This window comes from Anaerostipes butyraticus, from assembly GCF_016586355.1.
In the GTDB taxonomy this organism is placed as follows: Bacteria; Bacillota; Clostridia; order Lachnospirales; family Lachnospiraceae; genus Anaerostipes; species Anaerostipes butyraticus.
On record NZ_BLYI01000031.1, the window covers coordinates 101,134 to 125,446 of the forward strand.

A 24,313-nucleotide genomic window follows, 5' to 3' on the forward strand; every position below is an offset into this window, starting at 1 on the left:
GTTATACATCCAGTATTGCTTCTTCGGCATTTTCATATATAAACTGTCTTCTTGGAAGGACATCGCTTCCCATCAGCATGGAGGTTACATCCGATGCCATTCTGGCGTCTTCAATCTCAATCTGTTTCAATGTCCGGGTTTCCGGATTTAACGTTGTTTCCCACAGCTGTTCCGCGTCCATCTCTCCCAGACCTTTATATCTCTGCAGAGTAAATGATCCGTTATGCTGTTTTCTGTATCTGCTGAGCGCTGCGTCGTCATAAAGATACTCCTCCGGTCCTTTTTTTGGCACGGCTTTATACAGCGGCGGCGTTGCCAGATATACATGTCCATGGGAAATCAGTTCCGGCATAAAGCGGTAGAAGAATGTCAGCAGAAGCGTTGCGATATGCGCTCCATCCACATCCGCATCTGTCATGATGATGATCTTGTGATACCGAAGTTTGCTGATATCAAAATCATTGCCGTATCCTTCTGAGAATCCGCATCCAAACGCGTTGATCATCGTCTTAATTTCCGCATTTGCAAGGACTTTATCAATGGATGCTTTCTCTACATTTAATATTTTCCCCCGGATTGGAAGAATGGCCTGTGTTTTTCGGTTGCGGGCGGTTTTGGCGGAACCTCCTGCCGAATCTCCTTCTACGATAAAAATTTCGCATTCTTCTGCTTTCCGGCTCTCACAGTTGGAAAGTTTTCCGTTGCTGTCAATGGAAAGTTTCTGTTTTACCAGCATATTGGTTTTGGCTTTTTCTTCTGCCTTCCGGATTTTAGCTGATTTTTCCGCACAGGCCAGCACCTTTTTTAAGGTATCCAGATTTTTATCAAAATACAGAACTGTCTCTTCTCCGGTAATCTCCCCGACTACTTTTCCGGCATCTGGATTGTCCAGTTTTGTCTTTGTCTGGCCTTCAAATCTTGGATCTGGATGCTTAACTGAAATGATTGCCGTCATTCCGTTTCTGACATCGGCTCCTGTAAAATTCGGATCTTTTTCCTTCAGCATACCGATTTCTCTGGCATACTGATTCATTACGGTCGTAAATTTGGTTTTAAATCCTGTAATATGGGTTCCGCCCTCTACCGTATAAATATTATTGCAGAATCCCAGGATATTTTCTCCGAAATCTTCCGTATACTGAAAGGCTGCTTCTGCCTCAATTCCATCCACGGAACCTTTAAAATAAATCGGTTCGTGAATGGCTTTTTTCCCTTCGTTCAGTTTTTTTACATAAGCGCAGATGCCGTCAGGTTCATGATAATCAACGGAGGTCTCTTCTCCTTTTCTCCGATTCATATAATGAATGGTCAGTTTCGGATTCAGATATGCTGTTTCGTGCAGACGATTGCGCACCATCGCAGCTTTAAAGTATGTTTTATCGAAAATTTCAGGATCCGGAAGAAACTGTACTTTTGTTCCGGTTTCTGATTTTCTGCACGTTCCGATCACTTCCAGAGGGGTCAGAATCTTTCCCCTGGAATATTTCTGCTGATAAATTTTTCCATTTTGTTTTATGGTTACTGTAAGCCAGGTAGACAAAGCATTTACCACAGAAGCTCCGACTCCATGAAGTCCTCCGGAAATTTTGTATCCTCCGTCTCCGAATTTTCCTCCGGCATGGAGCATGGTAAATACCATTTCTACAGCTGGAATTCCTGTTTTTTCATTAATTCCCACCGGGATTCCTCTTCCGTTATCTGAAATAACAGCAGTTCCATCGTCCTCCAAAGACACTGTGATATCATCGCAGTACCCTGCAAGAAATTCATCCACTGAGTTATCCACGATTTCATAAATCAGATGGTTCAGTCCTTTTGTGGATACACTTCCTATATACATACCGGGACGTTTTCTGACAGCCTCCAGGCCTTCCAGAACGGAAATGCTGTTTGCGTCATACGTACGTTTCGCCATAGTTGTATCTCTCCTCCTCACATTCAAGATAATCTTACTAAGTTTAGCACAGAAACGTTTGTTTTACAAACTTCTTTCAATTTTCGATATAAGTTGACATAATACACCAAAAATTTTATAATGGCAGTGAAAAAAAACAGAAAGGAAAACAACAATGAGGTGTAGGTTATTAAAAAAAGCAGCCGTAGGAGTTTTTCTTGCGGTTATGTCTCTTTCTATCTGCAGCTGCGGAACAGAAAAAGAGGCCAAAAGTCCGGAAGCAACAATGGAAGCATTTTATCAGCTGATCGTATATCAGGATACCGGCGCCATTGTAAAACTTGGTATTGACCAGAAGGAGGCGCAGGAGACTCTGGATGAGTATCAGTCATCTATGATCTCGGCAATTCAGAATCAGTTTAAGAACGCGGGAATTTCCATCAGCAAATCAGAATCTTCAGACATCCTGGATGTGATCACGGATTCCTTTCAGAAGCTGGATTATAAAGTCAGTTTGAAAAAAAGAGATGGAAAAGAGGCTTCTGTCACAGTTTCCAGTCAGTATATCCATTATCTGGATCTGTTTCAGCAGGCAGCCGATGAGACGATCAATGAATTAAAACCGAAGCATATTGAGAATTTGTCCGATGCAAAAAAACTGCTGATCGAGAATATCAAAACTTCTTTTCAAAACGCTGAGATCTCAAAAGATATGCACAGCAAAACTTTTGATCTGAAGAATAAAAAGATTAAAAGCGGAAAACATTCTGTACGTCTCTTCTTTCCGGAAGATGCAGAAGAGACCGGATCAAAACTTATGGAACTTGTTTCAGACAAATAAAAAAGTTTTCAGCAGTCCTTCCTCAAAAACAGGGAGCGGCTGCTGTTTTTTCAGATATCTTTATCTCTGGCTAACAGCCGTCTCAGATTCTTTCTTGCTTCACTGCATTTTGCCTTTACATTGCGCTCCGACATATGGAACATATCTGCAATTTCCTTGCATTTAAACCCGTATACATAACGAAATAGCAGAATATCTCTCTGCTGTTCCGGAAGTTTGTTCAGCTTTTCTTTCAATGCATGGAGATCGATCAGCTGAAGGTAATTGTCATTGGGATCTTCTACATAATCACCCTCTGTTCCGTCATCATAGGTCAAAGCCTCATGGGCGTTTTGTTTCTCTTCCTTTAAAAATGAATATGCCGTATTTTTCACCATCGCGATTAAAAAATAAGAAATCTCCTCCTCTGGAACCTTTAAAATACTGTTGGGATATAACAGAGCTTTTTCAAATACCGTCTGCATAATATCCTCTGCCAGATCTGAGTCCTTCACATAATTCTTGGCAACAAAAAACAGCCTTTTTGAATACAATGCGTATAATCTCTCAATGTACCTTACGGCATATTTCCCAATCGGTTTCCTCTTTCGTAACTTCATCTATATTCTTCTCTCTTGTACGTTTTCTTTTGCACTTTTAATTATAGAGATATACTGTTCAGTTGTAAATAAGTGAACTGTAAAAAACTTAACAACTTTTCAATATTCACCATATTTTCTTAAGAATTAAACAGCAATTCTTCCCACACTGTCTGCAAATTTTCCTCAGAATATTCAATTTCTTTTGAATACTGTTTTGCGGTTTCAAGCCGTTTTTTGTCTTGTTCTTTCTCCGGGTAAATATCCAGAATCCAGCCAATGATCAGACAGCTTAAAACACAAAACTGTACTTTTCCGTATAGATTAAAGTCTTCTGAAGCAGCAGTCAGGTGCCGGAACATAAAGTAAATACAGAGCTGTTCCCAGAATGGATCCTCTGCAAAAGAAGCGCCTTCTGATCTGAGCTTTGCCTCATGAAGAATTTTTGACCATTGTTCATCCATAACATCCAGATCTTCATAAAAAGACAGCCAGAATTTCCTGGATTCGTCAGACGAAAGAGTTAAAAACCGTTCTTTCTCTTCTGAAAAAATCCAGTCCTTTGATACTGGCTGTGAACTGTTCAGCCACTGCTGTGCCTGCCATCCATATTCAAGAATCTGTGCCATTCTTTTTTCTATTTTTATGGAACGGTTCTGCAGGATGTTAATCATATTTTCCCGGACAGACAATAAAAATGAAACGATTTCATCACAAGAGGACGGTCCGTAATCTAAAAAACGAACCATGCCCGTCCTGTTCAGAATCAGGCGTGCCGCTTCTTCACAGGCAATTCCGAGGCCTTTTTCCTGAATGCCGCCGCAGTCATGAAAAAAGCGGGGATGATTTGTACAGATTTCACACAAAGTCTCTTCTCCCAGATTAAGATACAGGTCACAAAGATTTTCCTGATTTAAAAATACACATCTTCCTCTTTCATCTGTGCGAAAATGAGGAACCGGTTCCATTGAAATCCCTTCCGCCAGGCGTTCTGCCATATCTCCTTTTGTCCGGCGGTAAAAATTTAATGCTTCCTGATCAATATCAATTTCCCATCCAATGCAGCAGTTGTCTCTGCATCGGGATCCAATGCACGAAAATTGTTCATAATAATCCGGTATTTTCCCTTTCATATATACTCTTTCCTTTCTCCAATCTGTGAAAATATTTCATTTAATGTATCCATGACTTCCTGATAGGTGTAATAGCTGCCTCCGGCCAGGCTCTTTTGCACACTGGACTGAGTAATCCCCAGCCTTTTGGCGGCTTTTGCCTGTCCGCCTCCGTATTTCATATAATCTGTGATGACCTCCCGCTGATGTCTGGTCCATCCTTTTTTCAAGGACGTTATCAGCATGAAAATCGTATTGATCAGATGAGTTACTTCTTCATGATCTCCGCTGCATACCATATAGTAATCTGTAGTAAAAGACGCATTCCGGTTATTTTGTTCCCTCAGAAATTTCCAGGCATCCTGCGCATTTTGAAACGCAGCACTCCGGGCTTCCCAGGAAGAAGCCGGCTGTTTTTCAGGAGAAGATTTTCCAATGCCAATTCCCCATCTTATTCCTGACGGACAGACCGCTTCTTCAAAGTCCTGTATCAGATTCATCAAAACCGATCCCTGCCGCAGCAGTCCGTGAAATTCATTTTTCTGAACCAGGGTACAGGACTGTACCAGCTCCTTTTGATATTTTTTATTGATGGATTTCAAAGCCTTTTGTGCTGTTTCATAATCTTCATCTGTATTCAGATGTCCTAAAAGAGCAATATAAGGTTCATAATAAAAAAAGAAATACATGATAACCTCCTGTCCCTCTATTATACATAAAAAATAGGAATTATGAAATATTATTCTAAAATAATGAATAAATTAATATTATTCCTTTTTATTTTATAGAAAGCTCCGTTTCTATGAAATAAAAAAACAAGAGAACGGTCATCCGGCACCTTTCCCTTGCTTTTTCCTTTATCATATTTTTACGATTCCTGTCCGCCTTTTTTGCGCATCATTGTTTCATAATAAGTTCCCAGACTGTTTTCCAGATGAATTTCGACAGTGCGCCGGTCTTTCCGCTTTAATGCAGCTAAAATCTGTTCCTTTTCTGCCAGGGCGCCGCTGATCTCACTCATAACTTCACGGTACACTCTGATTTTTGCCTTTGGAATCAGCATAACGATAGCCCCCTGGATTTCTTCTAATTCTTCTTCCACTTCTTCTCTTAACGGCTCTGGCAATACAATATAACCGAATCGGCAGTGCTGCACGCCGCGTGTCTCACAATGGAGAAACAGTACATTCATGCTTGGGATATATGTATTGGAAATCTCTTCTCTCTTCATCAAGTCCCGGGTGATCGTTTCTGCATTTTCCTCATTCCGGGCAAACAGACTGCCCGCACACTGAATCAGCATTTTTTTGGATGGTATGTCTGCTTCAGAGGCGATTTTAATATTGTCAAGCACCTGAAGTATTTCTTTTCCCAGTTCAACCATATATTCGATGCCGCTCCGGCTGATCCGCCGTATGCGGTGTTCTGTCTTTGACGGATGTTCTGTATCCGCTGTACGGTTTTTCTCCAGTTCCGCAAGTTTATTGCGGATCATAATCTTATCCGGTCCCATCAGGACAGACCCTACGCACAGATTTGGAAATGGAAGATCCAGCTCTGCAGTGGAAATGATAAGATCGATGCCTTCTTCTTTTAAAGCATCAATATCCAGCTCTGCTGTAGAAAGTACCTTCCGGACACGGATTTCCGGAAATTCTTTCTGAATCTGCACTGACAGCATATGAGACGTTCCGATTCCATATGGACAGGCAATGCAGATAGAATATTTTTCACTGTCTGACACCTTTTTTTCCACCGCTGCACAGAAATACATGGCAATAAATCCCAGTTCACCGTTCGGGATTTCTTCCACATCCAGCTCCCGTTTCAAAAAACCGCAGGCGGCTTTGGTCGCCTCATAGATATTTTCATAAGATTCTCTCAGCATATCCAGATGTCCGTTTTCTGAAAACACCCCCATTTTGATTCGATTGATCGCAGGCCTCATATGATTGCACAGTCCATCGATCAAAACAGGATCATCCAGAAAATCCGTATCCAGGAGCTGTTCCATGTTAATAACGATTTTAATTACAATCTGCCGGATCTTAAAGCTCTCTTCTTCGTATTTGCTTTCATTTTTATTCTTCCAGATCTTTTCGCTCAGAAGCTGTATGGCAATACAGTAAATTTCTCCTTCAGAGATTGGAAATCCTACTATCTGCCCAATTTTGCTGCCGATCCAGTTGGATACCTGACATTCCGGAAGATGCATGATAGACATCAGATCTTTCTCTTTTCCACTGATCGAATGTCCGGTTTTCAGCCGATTGATCGTAAGAAGCAGATATAAAATAAAATGCAGCCGGGAATGCTCCGTATACTGAATGTTCAGAACCCTCTGCGTCTCACTTACGATAACGATAAGCTGTTCCAGCACTTCCTGCGGAAGCTGCTGAAAGTATTGTCCTGAAGGAAGCTTATTTTCTTTTTTAAAAAGATATTGAAGATTCTTCTCTTTCAGCTGTTTTTGAAATAAAACAGATGCAGCCTGCCGGTAATCTTCTTCTTTTCCTTCCCAGCTGATGCCGAGCCCCGGTCTGCGGATCAGCGAAAGATTGTAGTGTTCCATCCATTGATCGACTTCATCCAGATCACTTGCCAGAGTTCCGTCAGAGACATGAAACAAGGACGTAAAATAAAAATATTTTAAGGGTTCTTCATCCGTAAAAAGTTCAGCCAGAATTCTGTCCTGGCGTTCTTCTTTTGTAAAAGCATTTTTTCGATGATCCATCTGTACCAGTTCCTGCAGAAACTTTCGTGTTTCCTGATCTTCATCTACATATAATCCGACTCTGGGCTTTTTTACAAGGCGGAAATCATTTTCCTCAAACCATTCATTGATCTTTGGCAGTTCCCGCAGAATGGTTCTGGAACTTAATTTTAATTTTTCGGATATGGTTTGTACGGTAATCGGATGATCGGATGTAAACTGTGACAGTATTTTTATAATTTCTTTTTGCCGCTTGGACAATCCGGAGTTTTTTGACGTCATTTCATCATTCCTTTCTATTCATATTATATGATTATATTTTTATCAGCACAAGAAAATTTTCGCCAAAACCTTATAATGGGAAGTGTTTTCATTTCATAGAAAAGCAATTTCTTATAAAACGAAAAAAGAACCGGTAAAATACCGGTTCCAGAGGAATATATTTCAGATACCATACAAATGATTATCCGTCAGCCGATCAGTCCAACAGCACTGTAAAAGATAAGGGATGCAGGACGTCCGATGAGCAGGATCAGCGCAAATTTTGTTGTTTTCATTTCCGTCAGTCCTGCCAGCATACACAGTACATCATCCGGGAATCCCGGAAGAATGATTGCAGCAGCAAACATCAGATCAAATTTTCTGCCGCTGTTGATCTTGGACATATATTTGTCGTAAACGTCCGCTGCAACCAGACGTTTTACAAAATTCTGTCCGTATCTTCTGGCAAGATAGAAATTAATAAAAGAACCTATGATAATTCCGATGTAACTGTACAGGAAAGACCAGAATGGGCCAAACATAAAAACACCGGCCAGGCAGGTCACCCCTCCCGGGATCAGCGGGAAAACCACCTGTGTGATCTGAAGAAGAATAAAGATCAATGGCGCCAGTATCCCTGCCGTCCCGATCAGAAGCTGCAGTTCCTGTTTATTTGTAAAAAGACCTGCCCCCATTCCGTAAATGACAAATACAGCCATTGCCGCAAGAAAAAGGACTGTTGTTCCATTGGTTACATATTTCATTGCTTTGCTGTTCATCCTACCACCATCCTTTGTATCATATCTTTTGATTCTATTATACATGCTGTTTATGACATCCGCCATAAGACTCCCTTACAAAATTCTTACAGTTTCGTAAGATTACAGTTTAATTTTTGACAGTGCTTCCGCAAATGCATTGTTGATCGGTGCTTCCGCTTCTTTCTGCTGTTTTTTCAGATAACGGCTGACTTCTTTTTTGCTCATGGCTTTCCCTTCTTTTGCTTTTCTTGCCTTAAATGCGGAGAGTTTTTCTTTATGGCCGCAGGAGCAGATAAATTTCTGATTTTCTCCTTCACCGACCAGTTCCATTTTCTTATGGCATACCGGGCAGCGGGCGTTGGTAAGTCGTGCAATTGTTTTTTTGTATCCGCAGTTTCTGTCCTGACAAACCAGCAGTCTGCCATGTTTCCCATTAACAGACAGCAGGAATTTTCCACACTGCGGGCATTTCTGCCGGGTCATATTATCATGATGGAAGGTTCCATCTGCTGACTTGATATCCTGAATCAGAGCCTGGGTATAGTTTTGGATTTCTTTCATAAATTTCTGATCATTTTGTGTCCCATTGGCAATAGCCGTCAGCTTTCTTTCCCAGTCGGCTGTCAGTTCCGCTTTTTTCAGATCAGAAGGAACCAGATCCAGAAGCTGTTTTCCCTTGGATGTGATCTTAATTTCATTTCCGTCTTTTTCCAGAAGATAGCTTCGGAACAGTTTGTCGATAATATCTGCTCTGGTTGCCACGGTTCCCAGACCTTTTTTATCCATCTGATCGATCAGCGTACCTTCTGTATATCGTCCCGGCGCTTTTGTTTTTCCCTCTGTCATAACCGGAGCATCGCACACATACTGTTTTCCTTCCTCCGGAAGATCCGGAAGATTTGTCATCATATTTTCTTCCTGTTCCTGATCTTCACAGGCATCCTTCCATCCGGCTTTCTTTTGAAGAACTGCCTTTGCCTGAAGCTGTTCTCCTGAAATTTCTCCCCGAATGCGGATCTGTTCGGAAACAGAAGGTTCCATTAAGACCGCAAAGAAACGGCGGACTACCATATCATAGATTTTGCGCTCATCAGCAGACAGTTCCATCAGCCGGACAGACTGTTCTGTCGGAATGATCGCATGATGATCTGAAACCTTTTTATCATTCACAAACCGCCGGTTTCCTTTGATCTCTTTTCGCAGAAGAAGTGCTGCTGTCTTTTTGTATGGGCCGGCCGCGGATGCTTTGATTCTGTCTTTTAATGTGTCTGTCATATCACTGGTCAGATATCTGGAATCTGTTCTTGGATAAGTTAGGATTTTATGGTGTTCATACAGACTTTGCATAAGATTTAAGGTCTGTTTTGGAGAAAACCCATATCGCTTGCTTGCTTCTTTTTGCAGAGCTGTCAGATCATACAATTCCGGAGCATATGTTTTCTTTTCTTTCCTCTCTACCTTCTTTACAGTTATCTTCTGTGCTTTTAATTTCTTTCCAATGTTCTGTGCCAGTTCCTTTTTGAAAATCCTCTGATTTCCATTCTTTCCTTCCCAGACAAAAGTCATTCCCAAAGCCGAAACTTTCCATCCGTAGTAAGTTTCCGGCTGAAATTTTCGGATCTCTTCTTCTCTCTGGGCAATCATGGCAAGAGTCGGCGTCTGCACTCTTCCGCAGGACAGCTGCGCATTATATTTGCAGGTGAGAGCTCTGGTGGCATTGATTCCCACCAGCCAGTCTGCTTCTGCCCTGGAGCGGGCAGCACGAAAAAGATTTTCATATTCTTTTCCTTTTTTCAAATGGGCAAAGCCGTCTTTGATGGCCTTATCTGTTACAGAGGAAATCCAGAGACGGAAAAGAGGCTTTTTATTTCCGGACATCTGCAGGATCCATCGTGCCACCAGTTCTCCTTCCCGTCCGGCATCTGTAGCGATGATGATACTGGAAATATCATTGCGGTGGATCAGCTTTTTTACTGCCTGAAACTGCCCGGATGTCTTGCGCAGAACCGTCAGTTTCCATTGTTTCGGCATCATCGGCAGAGTATCCATATCCCATGTTTTGTATTCTTTGCCATATTGTTCCGGATCAGCAAGAGACACCAGATGCCCCAAAGCCCATGTCACGACATAATCCTTTCCTTCTATATAATTTTTTGTTTTATTGTGACAGCCTAAAACCCGTGCAATATCTCTTGCAACGGAAGGCTTTTCTGCTAAAACCAGCTGTTTCATAAATCTGTTCCTTCCTGTTTGATTCTTTCTTCTCCTATACTATAATGGAAATATCAAAAATAATCTACGAAAGAAGGGAATTTTTATGAAATTAATGATAGCCTCCGATCTTCATGGCTCAGCTTATTACTGCCGACAGATGTTTGACGCTGTAAAAAAAGAGCAGCCGGAAAAGCTCCTGCTGCTGGGGGATCTGCTGTACCATGGTCCAAGGAACGACCTTCCAGAAGAATATGATCCGAAAAGTGTAATTTCCATGCTCAATCAGCATAAAGACAAAATTTTATGCGTTCGCGGCAACTGTGATGCCGAAGTTGATCAAATGGTGCTGGATTTTCCAATCCAGAGTGACTCCTGTATTCTGTATCTGGAAGGACAGATGATCTTTGCGTCTCATGGGCATATTGATTCCGAAGAACATCCGCCAAAACTTCAGAAAGGCGATATCCTGTTAAATGGTCATACCCATATTCCGGCATGGAAAGAGCATGACGATTTTCTTTATTTAAATCCGGGATCGGTCTCCATTCCAAAAGAAAATTCTCCTCACAGCTATATGATCATAGAAGATCAGACAATTTACTGGAAAGAGATGCATGGTCAGATTTATCATACGTTAAATCTGGCATAAAGAACACAGCGTTTCTCATTCAGAAAGAAAAACGGCTTCGATTCCTTTGGTTACTTTATTGGTCTGTTTGGTAACCTGCCCGACAAAAAGGGCTGCCGCAATGGTTCCTTCTCTGATACCGTCCAGAGTTTTAAGAAATACCAGGGACAAAACGATGGCAATGCATACCAGAGTCACATCAAAGATCACCTTCATATTTCCAAACCGGATCGGAGCCTTTTTGCAGATGGCAAGAACAATGCCTTCCCCTGCTGTCGTCACAAGATTTGCCATAACTTCCACACTGACACCCAGAGCGATCAGAACAATGCCGATTATACACAAAAGCCATTGTTGGAAATAATTTGAAACATCAATCGGTGCGATCACATATTCCGCCACGTCAATCATAGTTCCAAATACGATGGCCGCAGGAATCTGCAGAAGCTGAAACCATTCATAGTCTCTGCGCAGAATTCCAATCTGAATCAGTACAAACATGATATTCATAATGATCGTGGTCGTCCCTACAGACAGCCTGGAAATTACAGATGTAACATAAGGAACACTGGAAATCGGCGATGTTCCGAGAGCTGCTTTGATGGAAAAAGCCACGCCGAATGCCATGATGCTGAGGCCAAGGCACAGAAAAAGGAAACGGCGGATCGGATAATCTATTTTTCTCTTATTCTGGCTCATTTTTCCACCTTCTTTCCTGCGGCCTGGGCCTGCATGGAATCACATAATTTCGTCAGCAGTTCTTTTAATTCCGCCACTTCTCCTTCTGACAGATCACTGGCAGCCGCTGCTTCTACGCCATGAAAAATACCGGTCAGCTGCCGGGCAGCTTCTTCTCCTTTTTGGGTCATGGAGACATATAACGACCTGCGGTTCCCTTCCTTCTGACGGCGGACGACAAGTCCGGCCTTTTCCATGCGCAGCAGAATACTTCCCACTGTCGCCTGTTCAATTTCACAATAGGAAGCGATGGTTTTCTGATCCGCTTCCTTATATTTCTGTAAAAATTCCAAAATCTTCGGCTGTCCGGACGTCAGACCGATCTTTCCGATCTCTGCCTGGATCTGCCGGTAAAACATTGCATGAGTCTTCATTAAAAGATAATGTAAACTTTCCATATTTATAACACTCCTTATTATAAGAATTCTTATTATAACAAAACTTATTGTATCTCTGGCTGAATGCAATGTCAAGAAGGCAGAAAAAATGCCGGCTGAATCGCCACAGCCGGCATAAGGTCTGAAATTTTATTCTTTGATCACATCGTCAATCGTATCAAAAGGAATTCCTTCATTTTCTCCATTATCTTTGTGCATATATAAGATGTCATCTTCTTCTGTGTATCTGGCAAATTCAATCTGCATAAAGGTTCCTTTTCTTTCTTTGCCATCCAGTGTCTTCACCCGGATATGATCATTCTGAGAAATAAATAAGACTTCTCTGCTGCCGTCCTGATCTTCTTTTTCCAGATGTACACCTGGAAGTACGCTGATAAATTCCATATCTTTTCTCCTTCTCTCGTGATGGATTTATTTTACTGCAAACAGAATCAGAATGCAATGCAGCAAATCTGTTATGACAGCAGAGCATGATAGTACTGTTCATCGATTTCCTTAAATACATTAAAAATAATCCGGTCAAAGTTTTCCGCATGCTGATCCAGAAAATCAGAAACCGTTTTTACCGCGATTTTTGCGGCCTCATCATTTGGAAAATGAAATTCTCCTGTGGAAATACAGCAAAAGGCCACAGAGCGGATGTTATGTTCCAGACAGCATTTCAGGACGCTTTCGTAACAGTTTTTCAGGTCATGTTCCAGTTTCCGGTTCAGGCGGTACCCTACGATCGGTCCTACCGTATGGATCACATATTCTGCCGGAAGATTATATCCTTTTGTCAGCATTGCCTGGCCGGTCGGTTCCTCGTAGCGCCGGCCAAAACGGACTCTCTTCTGATTCATACGGCAGTTACACTCTTCCCGCAGCTCGATTCCAGCCGCGCTGTGGATGGCGTTATCAATGCAGCGGTGGCATGGGATAAAGCATCCGAGCATCTGAGAATTGGCCGCGTTTACAATGGCGCCTGCCGCAAGTCTTGTAATGTCTCCTTTCCAGACAGAAATTTTATCTGCATGTGGATGGAAACTATGGTATTCTTCCTGTATGGTCGGAATCTCAGATAAGGTTACGATACCCTTTTCCCTGGCCTCTTCTTCCAGAAATTCATCCTGGACTTTCAGGACTTCTTCCGGCATTTCCCCCGGCATCCGAATATTCATCAGAGATCGGAGCACCATCCGCTTGCTGTCATAATCGTCATCTACTTCCAGACTGCTGTACTGCACAGAATCTTCTTTGAATACTTCCAGAAGATAATCCAGACGCTCTTCCTGATTTGAAAATTTCATCACTCTCACTCCTTCTTTTTACTGATCCAGCGCATGCAGCAGATCGTACACACTTTGTTTCATATCGGCGTTAATTCCAATGGCCCGGCTTCCGAGACTTTCCGGAACAACGGCTTCATTCAGATTCAGCCGGATCAGGGTCATATTTTTATTTTCCCGGGCAAGTTTCTCAAAAGGAAATCTTACGATCACCGGCGTATTAAACCCAATGCCCAGCTCCAGAAGAACTGTCTTACCGCTTTTGCACTGTTCCACAAAACTGCCGAACCGTTTTTCTGCCTCATGCCACTGTTCATCTTCCACAAAGGAATCATCACAACGCAGGTTCATTGCCATTGGGCCGCCGCATACCGGGCATTTCGGAACCATATGGGAAGGAATCAGACAGTCCTTCCTTGCGGCGTTCATCTGTTTCATCATTTCCACATCATCATACGTCCTTGGATGACAGCCTCTCATGCACTGGATCCGCCCGTAATCTCCCTGGGCGGCAAAAATATGCTCAGAACCGAAATCCGCTTTATAAAACTGATGGTCTGTATTGGTGGTGAGAACGAAATATTCCTTATCTTTTACAATCTCCTTAAGCTGCCGGTAAAGAGGAAGAGCCGGCAAAGCGATACGGTTTACATATACATGTTTGGACCAGTATCCCCATCGGGCTTCTTCACTTGGAAACGGATAAAATCCCGCACTGTACATATCTGTCATTCCGTACTTATCAATGAATTCCGCGAAATTTCTCTGAAATCGTTCGCCGCTGTAAGTTAATCCTGCTGCCGCTGAAAGACCTGCGCCGGCTCCGATGAAAATCTGATCTGCATGCTGAATGGCTTTGGCAGCAGACTGAATCTGCTCATCGTATGGAGTTTTCTGAAATATATAGTCACTGGCAGGAACTCTGCAGAGGAAATTCTGGAAAGTCACTTTTGGTTTTCTTGATTTCAATTTTTCAAACATTCCCTTTGCACTCCTTTATGATCTTAACAAAAGATTTTGTTGTAACTCTTATAATTACTTCTTGTTTATAATATAGCGCAGCCTTGTTGTAATGTCAATAGTTACAATTAAATCCAGACAGCATGTCACAAAAGTTCATTGAAATATGAATGCCAGTATTCCTCTGGAACAAAAGAATGAGCGTTCATATTTCCAAAAAGCCATAGCTCCATAAACTGCTCTGTATCTAATATCTGAAATTCTCGAATCCTCTTTTCTTCCTCCTGCACCTTTCTGAATATAGGATTAAAACACCGGCAGTAAGAATAATCATGCACAAACCAGAGATGAAAAACCAGACATTTACACCTACTTTTTCTGCTATTGGGCTGCTAAAAAGTAAGCCAATGGGCATTGTCACAGAAGAAATCAAAGTAAGTACCGAAAATGCCCGCCCCATTTTTTCCGGGGATATGGTTTCCTGCATATAGGCAGTCAGCGGGATTGTATGGACATTTCCAGAAGCACCTAAACAGATACAACCTCCTGCAAAGAAAAACCAGCCAGCATAAGTCTGCGGTATGATACCGCAGATCAGCGACATAACTCCCATTCCGAACAAACCGATAAAGGAAACTCTGATTTTCCGAATTATCTTTAGAACGCTGGAAAATAAAAGGGAAGATGCCATCATACCGATTGCAAAAGATAATTCCACAGCACTGCCATACATTGCCGACAACTTAAAATAGTCGCTTGTCATGAGTGGATAAAAGGAAGATAATGGCGCATAGAATAGCATACAGAGAGCTTCCGCAATCACGATATAAAACAACTTTTTATCTTCTTTGAATACCTGCAATCCCTCTTTTATTTCTGCTATAAAATGCTGTTCTTCCCGCTCTGCTTTTTCAAGTTCTGGGATTTTAACGACTGCTAACGCGATACTTGCTAAAATTGCCCCCGCCACATCACTCATTAAAACGATTGACATCGGGAAAATCGCAAATAAAGACGCACCAATTACCGGTCCCAGTAAAAAAGAGCCTGAATTTAGAAACTGCATCCATCCATTTGTTTTTACTAATTGGTCTTTTGGTACAAGCTGCGGAATAATTGACTGTATTGCTGGTTGCTGAAATGTGCTTCCAATCCCCCGGACACATAGCATAACAAATACCGTCCACACAGGCAGGTCAAAAAAGAATAGTAATAATGCATAAATTAACGCAACCGCTCCCATTGCCATGTCCGAAAAAATAGAGATGAATTTTCGGTTATAACGGTCAGCCGCAATTCCTGCCAGCGGACTGAACAGGGTCATTGGAAGATAGGCAACAAGCCCTGATACTCCTAACATTAACGGCGAAGATGTTTTTTCAGCAAGCCACCAAATAAGAGCAAACTGAACACCGTGACTTCCTAACATTGAAACTGCCTGTCCCAATGCAACAATCATAAACTGCGATTTCCATTTTTGTATTTTTTCCATATCAAATTGTCCTCTCATTTTCAAAATAGTTTTTCAAACAGGGGACAATATCGAATGTGATCATCCCCTTATTATGCTGCTGCCGACATCAAGCCACCTCCCTTCAAAAGATTTTATTTCTGTTTTTATAACATGGCTTCCAAATATTTTCTTAATCCGTCACGATATTTTTTCGTAAGCGTCAGATATTGCTGCTGTTCCTCCGCTGTCCATTCATTCCAGATTTTGTTTTCAATCTCGTGCAGAGGTATTATTTTTTCTGATGAAAATTTCTTTCCCTTTTCAGTCAGGCAGAGAATTGTATTTCTGCCTTTCCCTTGTTTCAAATATACGATTTCCTCTTTTTCCAATTTGCGAATGGCAGAATTGATTGTCTGGCGGCTGATACCTGTAAGTTTACTTATTTCACTTTGCAGACATTTACCACCTTTCTCACAGAGTACATATAAAATATTTTGAACGCTATCCGAAATACCCATTTTTACAGCCGCTTCGTGGTATAAAGCGTTGATTTCTCCTGCTAAATAGGTATATTGTCCCGTTTCTAAATAGTGCAATTTTTTCCTCCTCCTTGATTGTCCGATTTCGTACATCATTTATTATATCCGATTTCGTACATAAGTCAATAGACTTTTTGTTTTTTGAATCCGGATCTTTTTTAAACGAGGGGCAGTCTCAAATTTTCATCTGTATATCACCTCTTTTTGTCTCTCTTAAGCAGCTTACCTTACATTTATCTGACATTTCCGACAGAATCCGTAAAATCGTCCTGTCCGGTGCTATAATCTGAGTGAAAGGAAGTGATTATATGGAACTGTATGCTGACATCATAAAAGAAGCACTGCTCTTCTTCCCTGTGCTTGCTTTCTTTGTAACCATCCCTTATATCATTCATAATTACCGGAAATTTGGCTCTGTTCTCAGTCTTAGAATTCTCATCGTCTATTCCTTTGTTCTGTACCTTCTCTGTGCTTATTTTCTTGTGATCCTTCCGCTTCCATCCAGGCAGGAAGCAGCTCTTTTAACTGGCCCGAGACTGCAGCTGATTCCGTTTCATTTTGCGGCGGATATCATCAAAGAAGCCGGTTCCGGCGGTATTCTTTCCTATATCAATAACCCTGCATTATTTCAGATGCTGTTTAATGTCGCCATGACCATTCCTTTCGGAATGTATCTGCGGTATTATTTTCAGTGGTCACGAAAAAAGACGCTGGCCGCGTCTTTCCTTCTTTCTCTCTTCTTTGAACTTACTCAGCTTTCCGGATTGTATTTCTATTATCCGAGAAGCTACCGCCTGTTTGATGTGGACGATCTGATGGCAAATACACTGGGAGGAATTCTTGGTTATTATCTCACGGGTCCTTTTCTGAAAGTCCTCCCCAACAGACAGCAGATGGATGCCGTCAGTTTCCGCAGAGGACGTGAAGTCTCCCTTGCAAGAAGGCTTACCGCCATCGTCATTGACATCACAGCGGCTGTATTGCTTGGAGGGGCCGCAGCTGTTTTATGCCGGATCTGTTCTGTCACCATACCGTATCTTTCATGGATTGTCTGTTTCGGATACTTTGTTCTTCTTCCGGCTTTTTACGGCGGACAAACCTTTGGAAAACGCCTGACCGGAACGAAAATCGCTGCCGTCAGCAGACAAAATGCCGTCTGGTACCAGTATGTGATCCGCGGTGTTTCTATCTTTCTGGGTCTGTATGGTATTCCAAGGCTCGTCTATGAGTTCCTGGAGTTCTGTGCCAGGTATCATGTCATAACAGAATATGGAACTTTATTTCTCTCCGGTCTGTTTGCTGCCGGATACTGCTTCTATTTTGTGTTTGCAGCTGTTATGATGGCCCTTCACAAACCATTGTTTTATGAAAAAATATCCCGCACCCAGGTGATCAGCACTGTCCGGCGCCGCTTATGACCTGCCAAGGAAGAGACGGATTATTTTTTCCTTTATTGTATTATAAGGCATATATCGAACAGGAAGATCGATGCGGTCCGATTTCTTCAGGATATTTTTCCTGTGGGAAAAGGTTTCAAAACTGTCTTTTCCATGATAAGAGCCCATGCCGCTTTCCCCGACTCCGCCAAATCCCATAGAGGAAGAAGCCAGATGCATGATCGTGTCGTTGACACACCCTCCGCCGTAAGACAGCCCATCCATAATCTCTCTTTCTGCCTGACGGTTTCTGGTAAACAGATAAAGGGCAAGGGGTTTTGGGCGCTTTGCGATGTATGCTTTGGCATCTTCAAGAGTCTCATAAGAAAGAACCGGCAGCAGCGGACCGAAAATTTCTTCCTGCATCAAAGGAGCCTGGAGATCTGGGTTTCGCAGGATCGTCGGTGCGATTTTTCTTGTCTTTTTATCGCCGTATCCGCCGGCTGCAATCTCTCCCTGTTCCATCATTCCCATCAGCCTCTTATAATGCCGCCTGCTTACAATGGATGGATAGTCTGGATGAATGACCGGATTTTCTCCGTACATCACCCGGATCCAGTATTTCAGATACATGACCAGCTCTTTTTCTACAGTCTTGTCTGCCAGAATATAATCCGGAGCCACACATACCTGTCCGGCATTTAAAAGTTTCCCGAAAATGATTCGTTTTGCCGCCATTTTGATATTGGCGCTTTTTTCCACAATGCAGGGACTTTTGCCGCCCAGTTCCAGTGTAACCGGAGTCAGATGAGCCGCCGCTTTCTGCATGACAATTTTCCCGACAGGAACACTTCCGGTAAAGAAAATGTAATCGAATGTCTGATCCAGAAGTCTCTGGCTTGTCTCCTTTCCGCCAGGGATAACACAGACATATTTAGGCGGGAATACAGCGCGCAGAATCTTTTTTAAGATTCTGGCGGATTCCGGCGCATATTCCGATGGTTTGATCACACAGCAGTTCCCGGCGGCTATGGCACCGGCCAGTGGCTGCAGGGACAGTAAAAATGGGAAATTCCAAGGTGCCGTGATCAGCACAACGCCGTAAGGCTCTGTTATCTGAAAACACTTGGAAGGAAACTGCGCCAGAGGCGCTCTGATTTTCTTTGGTTCCATCCACTTTTTTAAATGGCGTCTCAGATAAGCAATTTCCTCTAAGATCATCCCGATTTCTGTCATGTAAGATTCCGCGGAGGACTTGTTAAGATCCCTTTTCAGGGCCTGCTTTATCTGGGGTTCATAGCTGGAAACAGCCTGTTCCAGGCGTGTCAGCGCTTTTATCCGAAATGCGAAAGACCGGGTCTTTCCAGTATTATAAAATTGTCTTTGATTCTCTAAAATTTCTGTCATATTACTCATAAAATCATTTTACTGCAAATATAAGGGGAATGCAACGGACCTCCGTGCGGCAAAATCCCTGAAAATTTTGCATATTTTCAGGGGCTGTGATAAGATGAGGAAAATTGTCATGAAAGGATTACAAAATGAAACGAAACATTCGATTATTAATAGAATATGACGGCGGCCGCTACCGCGGCTGGCAGAAGCAGGGAAAGAACGCTGATGCAGATACCATTCAGGGCCGTCTGGAACAGGTACTGTCCAGGATGACAGGAGAAGACGTCCAGCTGATCGGCTCCGGGCGGACCGATGCGGGAGTGCACGCCCTGGGGCAGGTGGCAAATTTTCATACGGACTGCGGCATGTCCTGTGGAGAAATCAGAGATTATCTGACCCGGTATCTTCCTGCTGACATTGGAATATTAAAAGTCTCCGATGCGGGAGAGAGATTTCACAGCCGGTTAAACGCAGCTGAAAAAACATACTGCTACCGGATTGCGGTTCCTGGCGTTCCCCATGTGTTTGACCGAAAATATCTCTGGCATTTTCCGGAACCACTGGATATGAAAAAAATGGAACAGGCAGCTGATTTTTTGACTGGCCGGCATGACTTTAAAGGATTTTCCTCTATTAAGCGGACAAAAAAATCAACGGTAAGAGAACTTTATGCCATTGATATTGAGAAGAAAGAAAAGGAAATCCTGATTTCCTTTACGGGAAATGGATTTCTTCACAATATGGTTCGAATCCTGACCGGTACTCTTGTAGAAATTGGCTGCGGCAGAAAGCAGCCGGAAGATGTCCTGACCGTCTTGCAGACAAAAGACCGGCAGGATGCGGGAATGACGGCTCCGCCTCAGGGATTGTTCCTTGTGTCTGTGAAATATTAAATGCGGAGCGTTTTTATTTCACAGGAACGGGGTTTTCTGAGAAATGAAAAGAAGATGAGCGCAGGCAGAATATTCTGCAGACTCGCTCATCCTCAAAGTGGGTTGGCATTGTTATGATTTTTTCCTGCATTTTGAAAGGAACAGGCTGATCTGGCTGGAAATAAAGATAAAACATCCCATCATGGCCAGATAATCGAGATAAAAAGATACTTTGGATTCTCCAAAATCCAGGAAAACAAACATGGTGCGCAGCAGCATATAGTCTAATAGTCTTCTCTGGAAAAAGACGTACAGACCGTAAACGGCAACGCCGGCTCCAATGATATATTTCACGATCGCTGTTCCTGCGGATGGTTTGCTGCCTTTCTTCCGGAACATATTCATGAGCATTCTCCAGTGGAGTCCGATATGAAGGGACATGATGACGAATCCCCAGTAATTGGATGCCATATGCAGCTGTCTTGCAAAAGACATGTTTCCATCGATGTTCAGGAATGCAAATACGTGCCTGGACATCATGATTCCGCTTATCATCAGCCCGATCATGGCGGCAAACAGCAGAAAATTGATTATCAGCCGGAACACTCGATCCAGGGAATATTTCCCTTTCGGCAGATTTTTATACCACTGAATGTTCAGAACATGATGGATGATGAATAAAAGGAATATGGCAGCTCCAAACCATTCATGAAGATCATCTCCCCAATAGTGATATCCCATCAGCAGCAAAAGCAGAATGGTCATCAAAAGATCGACCATCATCTTAGTTACAGTTTTTCTGGTCATAGATTCTCCTTTTTGCATGATGTTACAGATCTGCAGGCTGTTTTAGTTTTTCTGCAAAATCTGCCATCGCTTCTGATATTTTTAACTGCTGCGGACAGACAGCCTCGCAGCTTCTGCATCCGATGCATGCATCAGGACGTTTGTCTTCGTCCAGGGCGTCCACCGCATTACGGGTAATAAAACCGGTGTGATAACGGCTTTCATTGTAAAGAGATAAAAGTGTTGGAATATCCAGATGCTTCGGGCATCTGCTCGTACAATAGCGGCAGGCTGTACATGGAAGAATATCCAGCATACTGTCTGTTACGTCCATTAACGCATTCATTTCTTTTTCTGTTAACGGTTTGCTTTCTTTATAGGTCTCTATATTATCTTTTAACTGTTTCATATTGGACATACCGGACAATACCATGGTCACACCCGGTATGCTCTGCAGAAAACGGAACCCCCATGCCGGATCCTCTTCTTCCGGGCGGAGCGCTTTCAGTTTCCGGCTGTTTTCTTCTGATAATACCGCAAGTTTTCCGCCGCGCAGCGGTTCCATGACCCAGATTGGAATCTTCCGTTCATTGAGAAGTTCCACCTTAGCTTTTGCATCCTGAAGTTTCCAGTCCAGATAGTTTAACTGGATCTGACAGAATTCCATATGTTCTCCGTAAGCATCCAGAAAACGTTTTAATGTATCGTAACGTCCATGACAGGAAAAGCCGAGATGACGGATTCTTCCGTTTTCTTTCTGCTGGAGCAGATATTTTAAAATACCATTCTTCTCATCCAGGTATGGATCAATGTTCTTCTCATATACATTGTGGAACAGATAGAAATCGAAATACTCTACGCCGCATTTGCGGATCTGTTCTTCAAAAATCTCTTCCACTTTTCCCATATTGGACAAGTCATATCCTGGAAATTTCGTTGCCAGATAATAGCTGTCCCTCGGATAATTTCCCAGGATGCGTCCGGTGACAATCTCTGACTGGCCGTTATGATAGCCAAAAGCCGTATCATAATAATTAATTCCCTGCTTCATGGCATAATCAATCATCTCTTCGGCTGCTTTCTCATCAATATCTGCGTCTGAGCCGCCTTCTATCAGCGGCAGGCGCATGGCGCCAAGTCCAAGAGCAGATAATTTCATTCCCTGAAAATCTTTATATATCATATTGTTCTCTCCTTCCTTTTTCCTCTGTCCATAAATATTTAATTATACCATAACACTTAAACTTCACTTTAAGTCAAGGAGAAAACGAAAAACCATCCGCTTTTGACATGGTCAGGACAGCTGCCTTCCTGCTTCATAGGCTTCTGTCATCGCTTTTGTACCGATGACTTCACCTTTCTGCCATACCCGCTCGCCCCATATGATATTTTGCACGGAGCATCCGAGATTCTCAAGAATGGCGCAAAGTTCTTCTCCTGTTCTTCGCAGACCCTGTCTGCCGTCATGGCCGGTTACGATCACAAAGGCTTTTTTACCGCCCAGATCCTGCCATTTCGGGAGCAGACGGTCGATCATAACCTTCATTTGTCCGCTCATTGTCAGGAAATAGGTCGGAGAAGCGAGAACCAGCATATCGGCTTCCTCTGCCTTTTGAAGAAGATCCGCCATATCATCCTGCTGAACACAGGAACCGGTCCGGAAACATGCGTAGCATGCCCGGCAGGGAGAAATCTCTTTCTCCCTGAGGGATATTTTTTCCACCTGATTTCCCGCTTCTTCGGCGCCGCGGATAAATTCATCGCATAACAAGTCTGAATTCCCTTTTGCACGAGGTCTTCCATTGATAACCAGTATTTTCATATGTTTCATCTCCAATAATAAATAGCCGTAAACATTGCAGATTCTTTTCTGTCTTGTACTATCTCATTTCTTTTTCCCAGTAACGTATCACATTCAGCTGTGTCTGATCAGCCAGTTGTTCCAGTGATGCGATTTCTTCTTCTGTTAATTTAATTTCTGCTGCTTTTGCCGCATCCTCTGCCTGATAAACCTTTGTCACACCGATAATAGGCAGTGTCCCTTTTGCAATTGCCCATGCAGTCGGAATCTGCGCAGCAGCTGCATTATGATGATCTGCAATTTCTTCCAGTCTGGCATTTAGTTTTTCCAGCTGCGGCAGCATCGGATTGTACGTTCTTCCCCTGTCAGAATCTTCCGGAAACGGATGATCCGTATCATATTTTCCCGTCAAAGCTCCCTGCTCAAGCACCATATAGGAAAAGAAAAGAATATCATTTTCTCTGCAGTAATCCAGAATTCCGGATGTCTCAGAAGACCGGTTCAAAAGACTGTAGTGATTTTGGATTGCTGAAATCTTCAGCCCTTCTTTTGCAAGAATTTCTTCAGCCTCTTTAATCTCTGCCAGACTATGATTGGAAAGACCAATCTTACCGATTTTTCCGCTCTTTGCGAGAGGAATCAGTTTTGTTACCCATTTTGGCGCATCCATCGGATTGTGGATCCAGTAAAAATCCATATAATCTGTTCCCAGCAGTTCTGCGCTTTTTTCATACAGCGCTGTCACTGCATTTTCTGCGGCAGAATCCGCACACTGCGGAGTAAATTTATCTGAAATAAGATAACTGTCTCTTGGAATGGTTCCAAGAAAATCACCCAGAACTTTCTCAAACGCGCCCATGCCAATTCCTGTAAGATGTCTCTTCAATTACCTGAATTATATCATTTTAGAAAATCCCCATCAATTTACAATTCTCTTCATGATTCTGTTTGCAGACTTTGCCGCCGTTTTGTCTGCTAAAAAGAGACAGCGGGGATTGATATCGTTCCTCCCGACACTGTCTCTTTGTTTCATTGTAATCTGGTTCCATAAGGATGTTCTTCTTTATCCTTCGTATCCTTCAAAAGTTCTCCCAGACCGATTCTTCTTAAATTTGTAATTCGTTCTGCCATAATCTCTGGAGGAACCGGCATATCTTCTTTGATCCATTCAATGGTCAGTCCGGCCGACGCCATAGAATGATATTTTGTGAAAAACCGAAGTTCCTCCATGACCGGTTTTTCTCCGGCGTTTTTTTCATACCATTTTTCATGGTATTGAAGATCCCATTCGAATGGATGTTCCAGCATATAGCGTTTCAGACAGTTTTGTCCGCACATCATAACAGCGGGTTTTAAAAAGAAATGATACGCTTCTGCCCGCAGAAAATAGTCCTTCAGATTTTCGTAATATCCTTTTCCTGCATCAAGGTCATGGAAATTTGTCATTACACGATCATAATAAATCCAGTGAATCAGATCGTCTTTATCCCTGAAATGATTATAAAATCCCTGCCTGCTGATTCCTGTCTTTTCCCGAATATCTTTAATGGTAATTGCTTTCAGCTCCTTTGTCCTGCACAATTCCAGCAAGGCGTCTGCCACGATTTGTTTGATGTTAATTGCCACTTCTGTCCCGCTCCTTTCTTAATATTAATTTATCAGTTGTTTTTCTTCTAGGCAAATGCTTATATTTTATGGAACGTTATTGACATCAGGCATAATTTT

Annotated in this window: 24 protein-coding genes; 4 read left to right on the forward strand and 20 right to left on the reverse strand. The window is 42.6% G+C overall.

Annotated features, from left to right (window positions below; genetic code table 11):
* Window position 1 precedes the first annotated feature (1 nt).
* On the reverse strand, window positions 2-1,915 hold the full coding sequence (locus JMF81_RS07825) for a DNA gyrase/topoisomerase IV subunit B (protein WP_201310897.1): 1,914 nt from the start codon (window positions 1,913-1,915) through the stop codon (window positions 2-4).
* A 154-nt stretch (window positions 1,916-2,069) separates the two neighbouring features.
* Between JMF81_RS07825 and JMF81_RS07830 the strand changes: the two genes are divergently transcribed.
* The gene (locus JMF81_RS07830; RefSeq protein WP_201310898.1) at window positions 2,070-2,735 is read left to right on the forward strand and encodes a hypothetical protein; all 666 of its coding nucleotides are present in this window, start codon (window positions 2,070-2,072) and stop codon (window positions 2,733-2,735) included.
* Between the two features lie 50 nt (window positions 2,736-2,785).
* On the opposite strand, the gene JMF81_RS07835 is transcribed toward JMF81_RS07830, so the two are convergent.
* The 6 genes from JMF81_RS07835 to JMF81_RS07860 all read right to left on the reverse strand — a co-directional run bounded on the left by JMF81_RS07835 (window position 2,786) and on the right by JMF81_RS07860 (window position 10,392).
* Window positions 2,786-3,334, reverse strand: coding sequence for an RNA polymerase sigma factor (locus JMF81_RS07835; protein WP_201310899.1), 549 nt, complete (start codon window positions 3,332-3,334; stop codon window positions 2,786-2,788).
* Between the two features lie 119 nt (window positions 3,335-3,453).
* Complete coding sequence (gene fliB / locus JMF81_RS07840) at window positions 3,454-4,446, reverse strand: flagellin lysine-N-methylase (RefSeq protein ID WP_201310900.1); 993 nt, start codon at window positions 4,444-4,446, stop codon at window positions 3,454-3,456.
* A complete protein-coding gene (locus JMF81_RS07845; RefSeq protein ID WP_201310901.1) occupies window positions 4,443-5,114 on the reverse strand; it encodes a SatD family protein in 672 nt (223 codons plus the stop codon). Before JMF81_RS07845 ends, fliB begins: the two co-directional genes overlap by 4 nt.
* A 179-nt stretch (window positions 5,115-5,293) precedes the next feature.
* Entirely contained in the window at window positions 5,294-7,420 is a 2,127-nt protein-coding gene (locus tag JMF81_RS07850) for a BglG family transcription antiterminator (protein ID WP_201310902.1), read from the reverse strand.
* A gap of 188 nt (window positions 7,421-7,608) precedes the next feature.
* Window positions 7,609-8,178: a TVP38/TMEM64 family protein gene (locus tag JMF81_RS07855; protein ID WP_201310903.1), complete on the reverse strand. Its 570-nt coding sequence runs from the start codon at window positions 8,176-8,178 to the stop codon at window positions 7,609-7,611.
* Between the two features lie 102 nt (window positions 8,179-8,280).
* Window positions 8,281-10,392, reverse strand: coding sequence for a DNA topoisomerase III (locus tag JMF81_RS07860; protein WP_201310904.1), 2,112 nt, complete (start codon window positions 10,390-10,392; stop codon window positions 8,281-8,283).
* A gap of 85 nt (window positions 10,393-10,477) precedes the next feature.
* Between JMF81_RS07860 and yfcE the strand changes: the two genes are divergently transcribed.
* On the forward strand, window positions 10,478-11,023 hold the full coding sequence (gene yfcE, locus JMF81_RS07865; RefSeq protein WP_201310905.1) for a phosphodiesterase: 546 nt from the start codon (window positions 10,478-10,480) through the stop codon (window positions 11,021-11,023).
* 15 nt (window positions 11,024-11,038) lie between these two features.
* Here the strand turns inward: yfcE and JMF81_RS07870 are convergent, their stop codons facing one another.
* The 7 genes from JMF81_RS07870 to JMF81_RS07900 form a co-directional block, all read right to left on the reverse strand.
* Complete coding sequence (locus JMF81_RS07870) at window positions 11,039-11,701, reverse strand: YczE/YyaS/YitT family protein (protein WP_201310906.1); 663 nt, start codon at window positions 11,699-11,701, stop codon at window positions 11,039-11,041.
* Window positions 11,698-12,138: a MarR family winged helix-turn-helix transcriptional regulator gene (locus JMF81_RS07875; RefSeq protein ID WP_201310907.1), complete on the reverse strand. Its 441-nt coding sequence runs from the start codon at window positions 12,136-12,138 to the stop codon at window positions 11,698-11,700. Before JMF81_RS07875 ends, JMF81_RS07870 begins: the two co-directional genes overlap by 4 nt.
* 129 nt (window positions 12,139-12,267) lie before the next feature.
* A complete protein-coding gene (locus tag JMF81_RS07880; protein WP_201310908.1) occupies window positions 12,268-12,522 on the reverse strand; it encodes a hypothetical protein in 255 nt (84 codons plus the stop codon).
* A 71-nt stretch (window positions 12,523-12,593) separates the two neighbouring features.
* Window positions 12,594-13,427 (reverse strand): protein-ADP-ribose hydrolase, encoded by an 834-nt coding sequence (locus JMF81_RS07885; RefSeq protein WP_201310909.1) that lies wholly within the window; start codon window positions 13,425-13,427, stop codon window positions 12,594-12,596.
* 18 nt (window positions 13,428-13,445) lie between these two features.
* Window positions 13,446-14,387, reverse strand: coding sequence for an SIR2 family NAD-dependent protein deacylase (locus tag JMF81_RS07890; protein WP_201310910.1), 942 nt, complete (start codon window positions 14,385-14,387; stop codon window positions 13,446-13,448).
* 226 nt (window positions 14,388-14,613) lie between these two features.
* The gene (locus JMF81_RS07895; protein WP_201310911.1) at window positions 14,614-15,858 is read right to left on the reverse strand and encodes an MFS transporter; all 1,245 of its coding nucleotides are present in this window, start codon (window positions 15,856-15,858) and stop codon (window positions 14,614-14,616) included.
* A gap of 125 nt (window positions 15,859-15,983) precedes the next feature.
* Window positions 15,984-16,454, reverse strand: a complete 471-nt coding sequence (locus JMF81_RS07900; protein ID WP_243282581.1) for a MarR family winged helix-turn-helix transcriptional regulator — start codon at window positions 16,452-16,454, stop codon at window positions 15,984-15,986.
* 212 nt (window positions 16,455-16,666) lie between these two features.
* On the opposite strand from JMF81_RS07900, the gene JMF81_RS07905 reads away from it, so the two are divergent.
* Window positions 16,667-17,776 (forward strand): VanZ family protein, encoded by a 1,110-nt coding sequence (locus JMF81_RS07905; RefSeq protein ID WP_201310912.1) that lies wholly within the window; start codon window positions 16,667-16,669, stop codon window positions 17,774-17,776.
* Here the strand turns inward: JMF81_RS07905 and JMF81_RS07910 are convergent.
* Window positions 17,771-19,150: an aldehyde dehydrogenase gene (locus tag JMF81_RS07910; RefSeq protein ID WP_201310913.1), complete on the reverse strand. Its 1,380-nt coding sequence runs from the start codon at window positions 19,148-19,150 to the stop codon at window positions 17,771-17,773. The genes JMF81_RS07905 and JMF81_RS07910 overlap by 6 nt on opposite strands.
* Before the next feature lie 125 nt (window positions 19,151-19,275).
* Here JMF81_RS07910 and truA point away from each other — a divergent pair, with 125 nt between their 5' ends.
* The gene (gene truA / locus JMF81_RS07915; RefSeq protein WP_201310914.1) at window positions 19,276-20,022 is read left to right on the forward strand and encodes a tRNA pseudouridine(38-40) synthase TruA; all 747 of its coding nucleotides are present in this window, start codon (window positions 19,276-19,278) and stop codon (window positions 20,020-20,022) included.
* A 111-nt stretch (window positions 20,023-20,133) separates the two neighbouring features.
* Here the strand turns inward: truA and JMF81_RS07920 are convergent, their stop codons facing one another.
* The 5 genes from JMF81_RS07920 to JMF81_RS07940 form a co-directional block, all read right to left on the reverse strand.
* Window positions 20,134-20,808, reverse strand: coding sequence for a DUF4405 domain-containing protein (locus JMF81_RS07920; RefSeq protein ID WP_201310915.1), 675 nt, complete (start codon window positions 20,806-20,808; stop codon window positions 20,134-20,136).
* Window positions 20,809-20,830: 22 nt separating this feature from the next.
* The gene (locus tag JMF81_RS07925) at window positions 20,831-21,970 is read right to left on the reverse strand and encodes an aldo/keto reductase (RefSeq protein WP_201310916.1); all 1,140 of its coding nucleotides are present in this window, start codon (window positions 21,968-21,970) and stop codon (window positions 20,831-20,833) included.
* 111 nt (window positions 21,971-22,081) lie between these two features.
* Entirely contained in the window at window positions 22,082-22,609 is a 528-nt protein-coding gene (locus tag JMF81_RS07930; RefSeq protein ID WP_201310917.1) for a flavodoxin family protein, read from the reverse strand.
* Window positions 22,610-22,667: 58 nt separating this feature from the next.
* Window positions 22,668-23,447 (reverse strand): aldo/keto reductase, encoded by a 780-nt coding sequence (locus JMF81_RS07935; RefSeq protein WP_201310918.1) that lies wholly within the window; start codon window positions 23,445-23,447, stop codon window positions 22,668-22,670.
* A 170-nt stretch (window positions 23,448-23,617) separates the two neighbouring features.
* The gene (locus tag JMF81_RS07940) at window positions 23,618-24,214 is read right to left on the reverse strand and encodes a TetR/AcrR family transcriptional regulator C-terminal domain-containing protein (protein ID WP_201310919.1); all 597 of its coding nucleotides are present in this window, start codon (window positions 24,212-24,214) and stop codon (window positions 23,618-23,620) included.
* Between the last annotated feature and the right edge of the window lie 99 nt (window positions 24,215-24,313).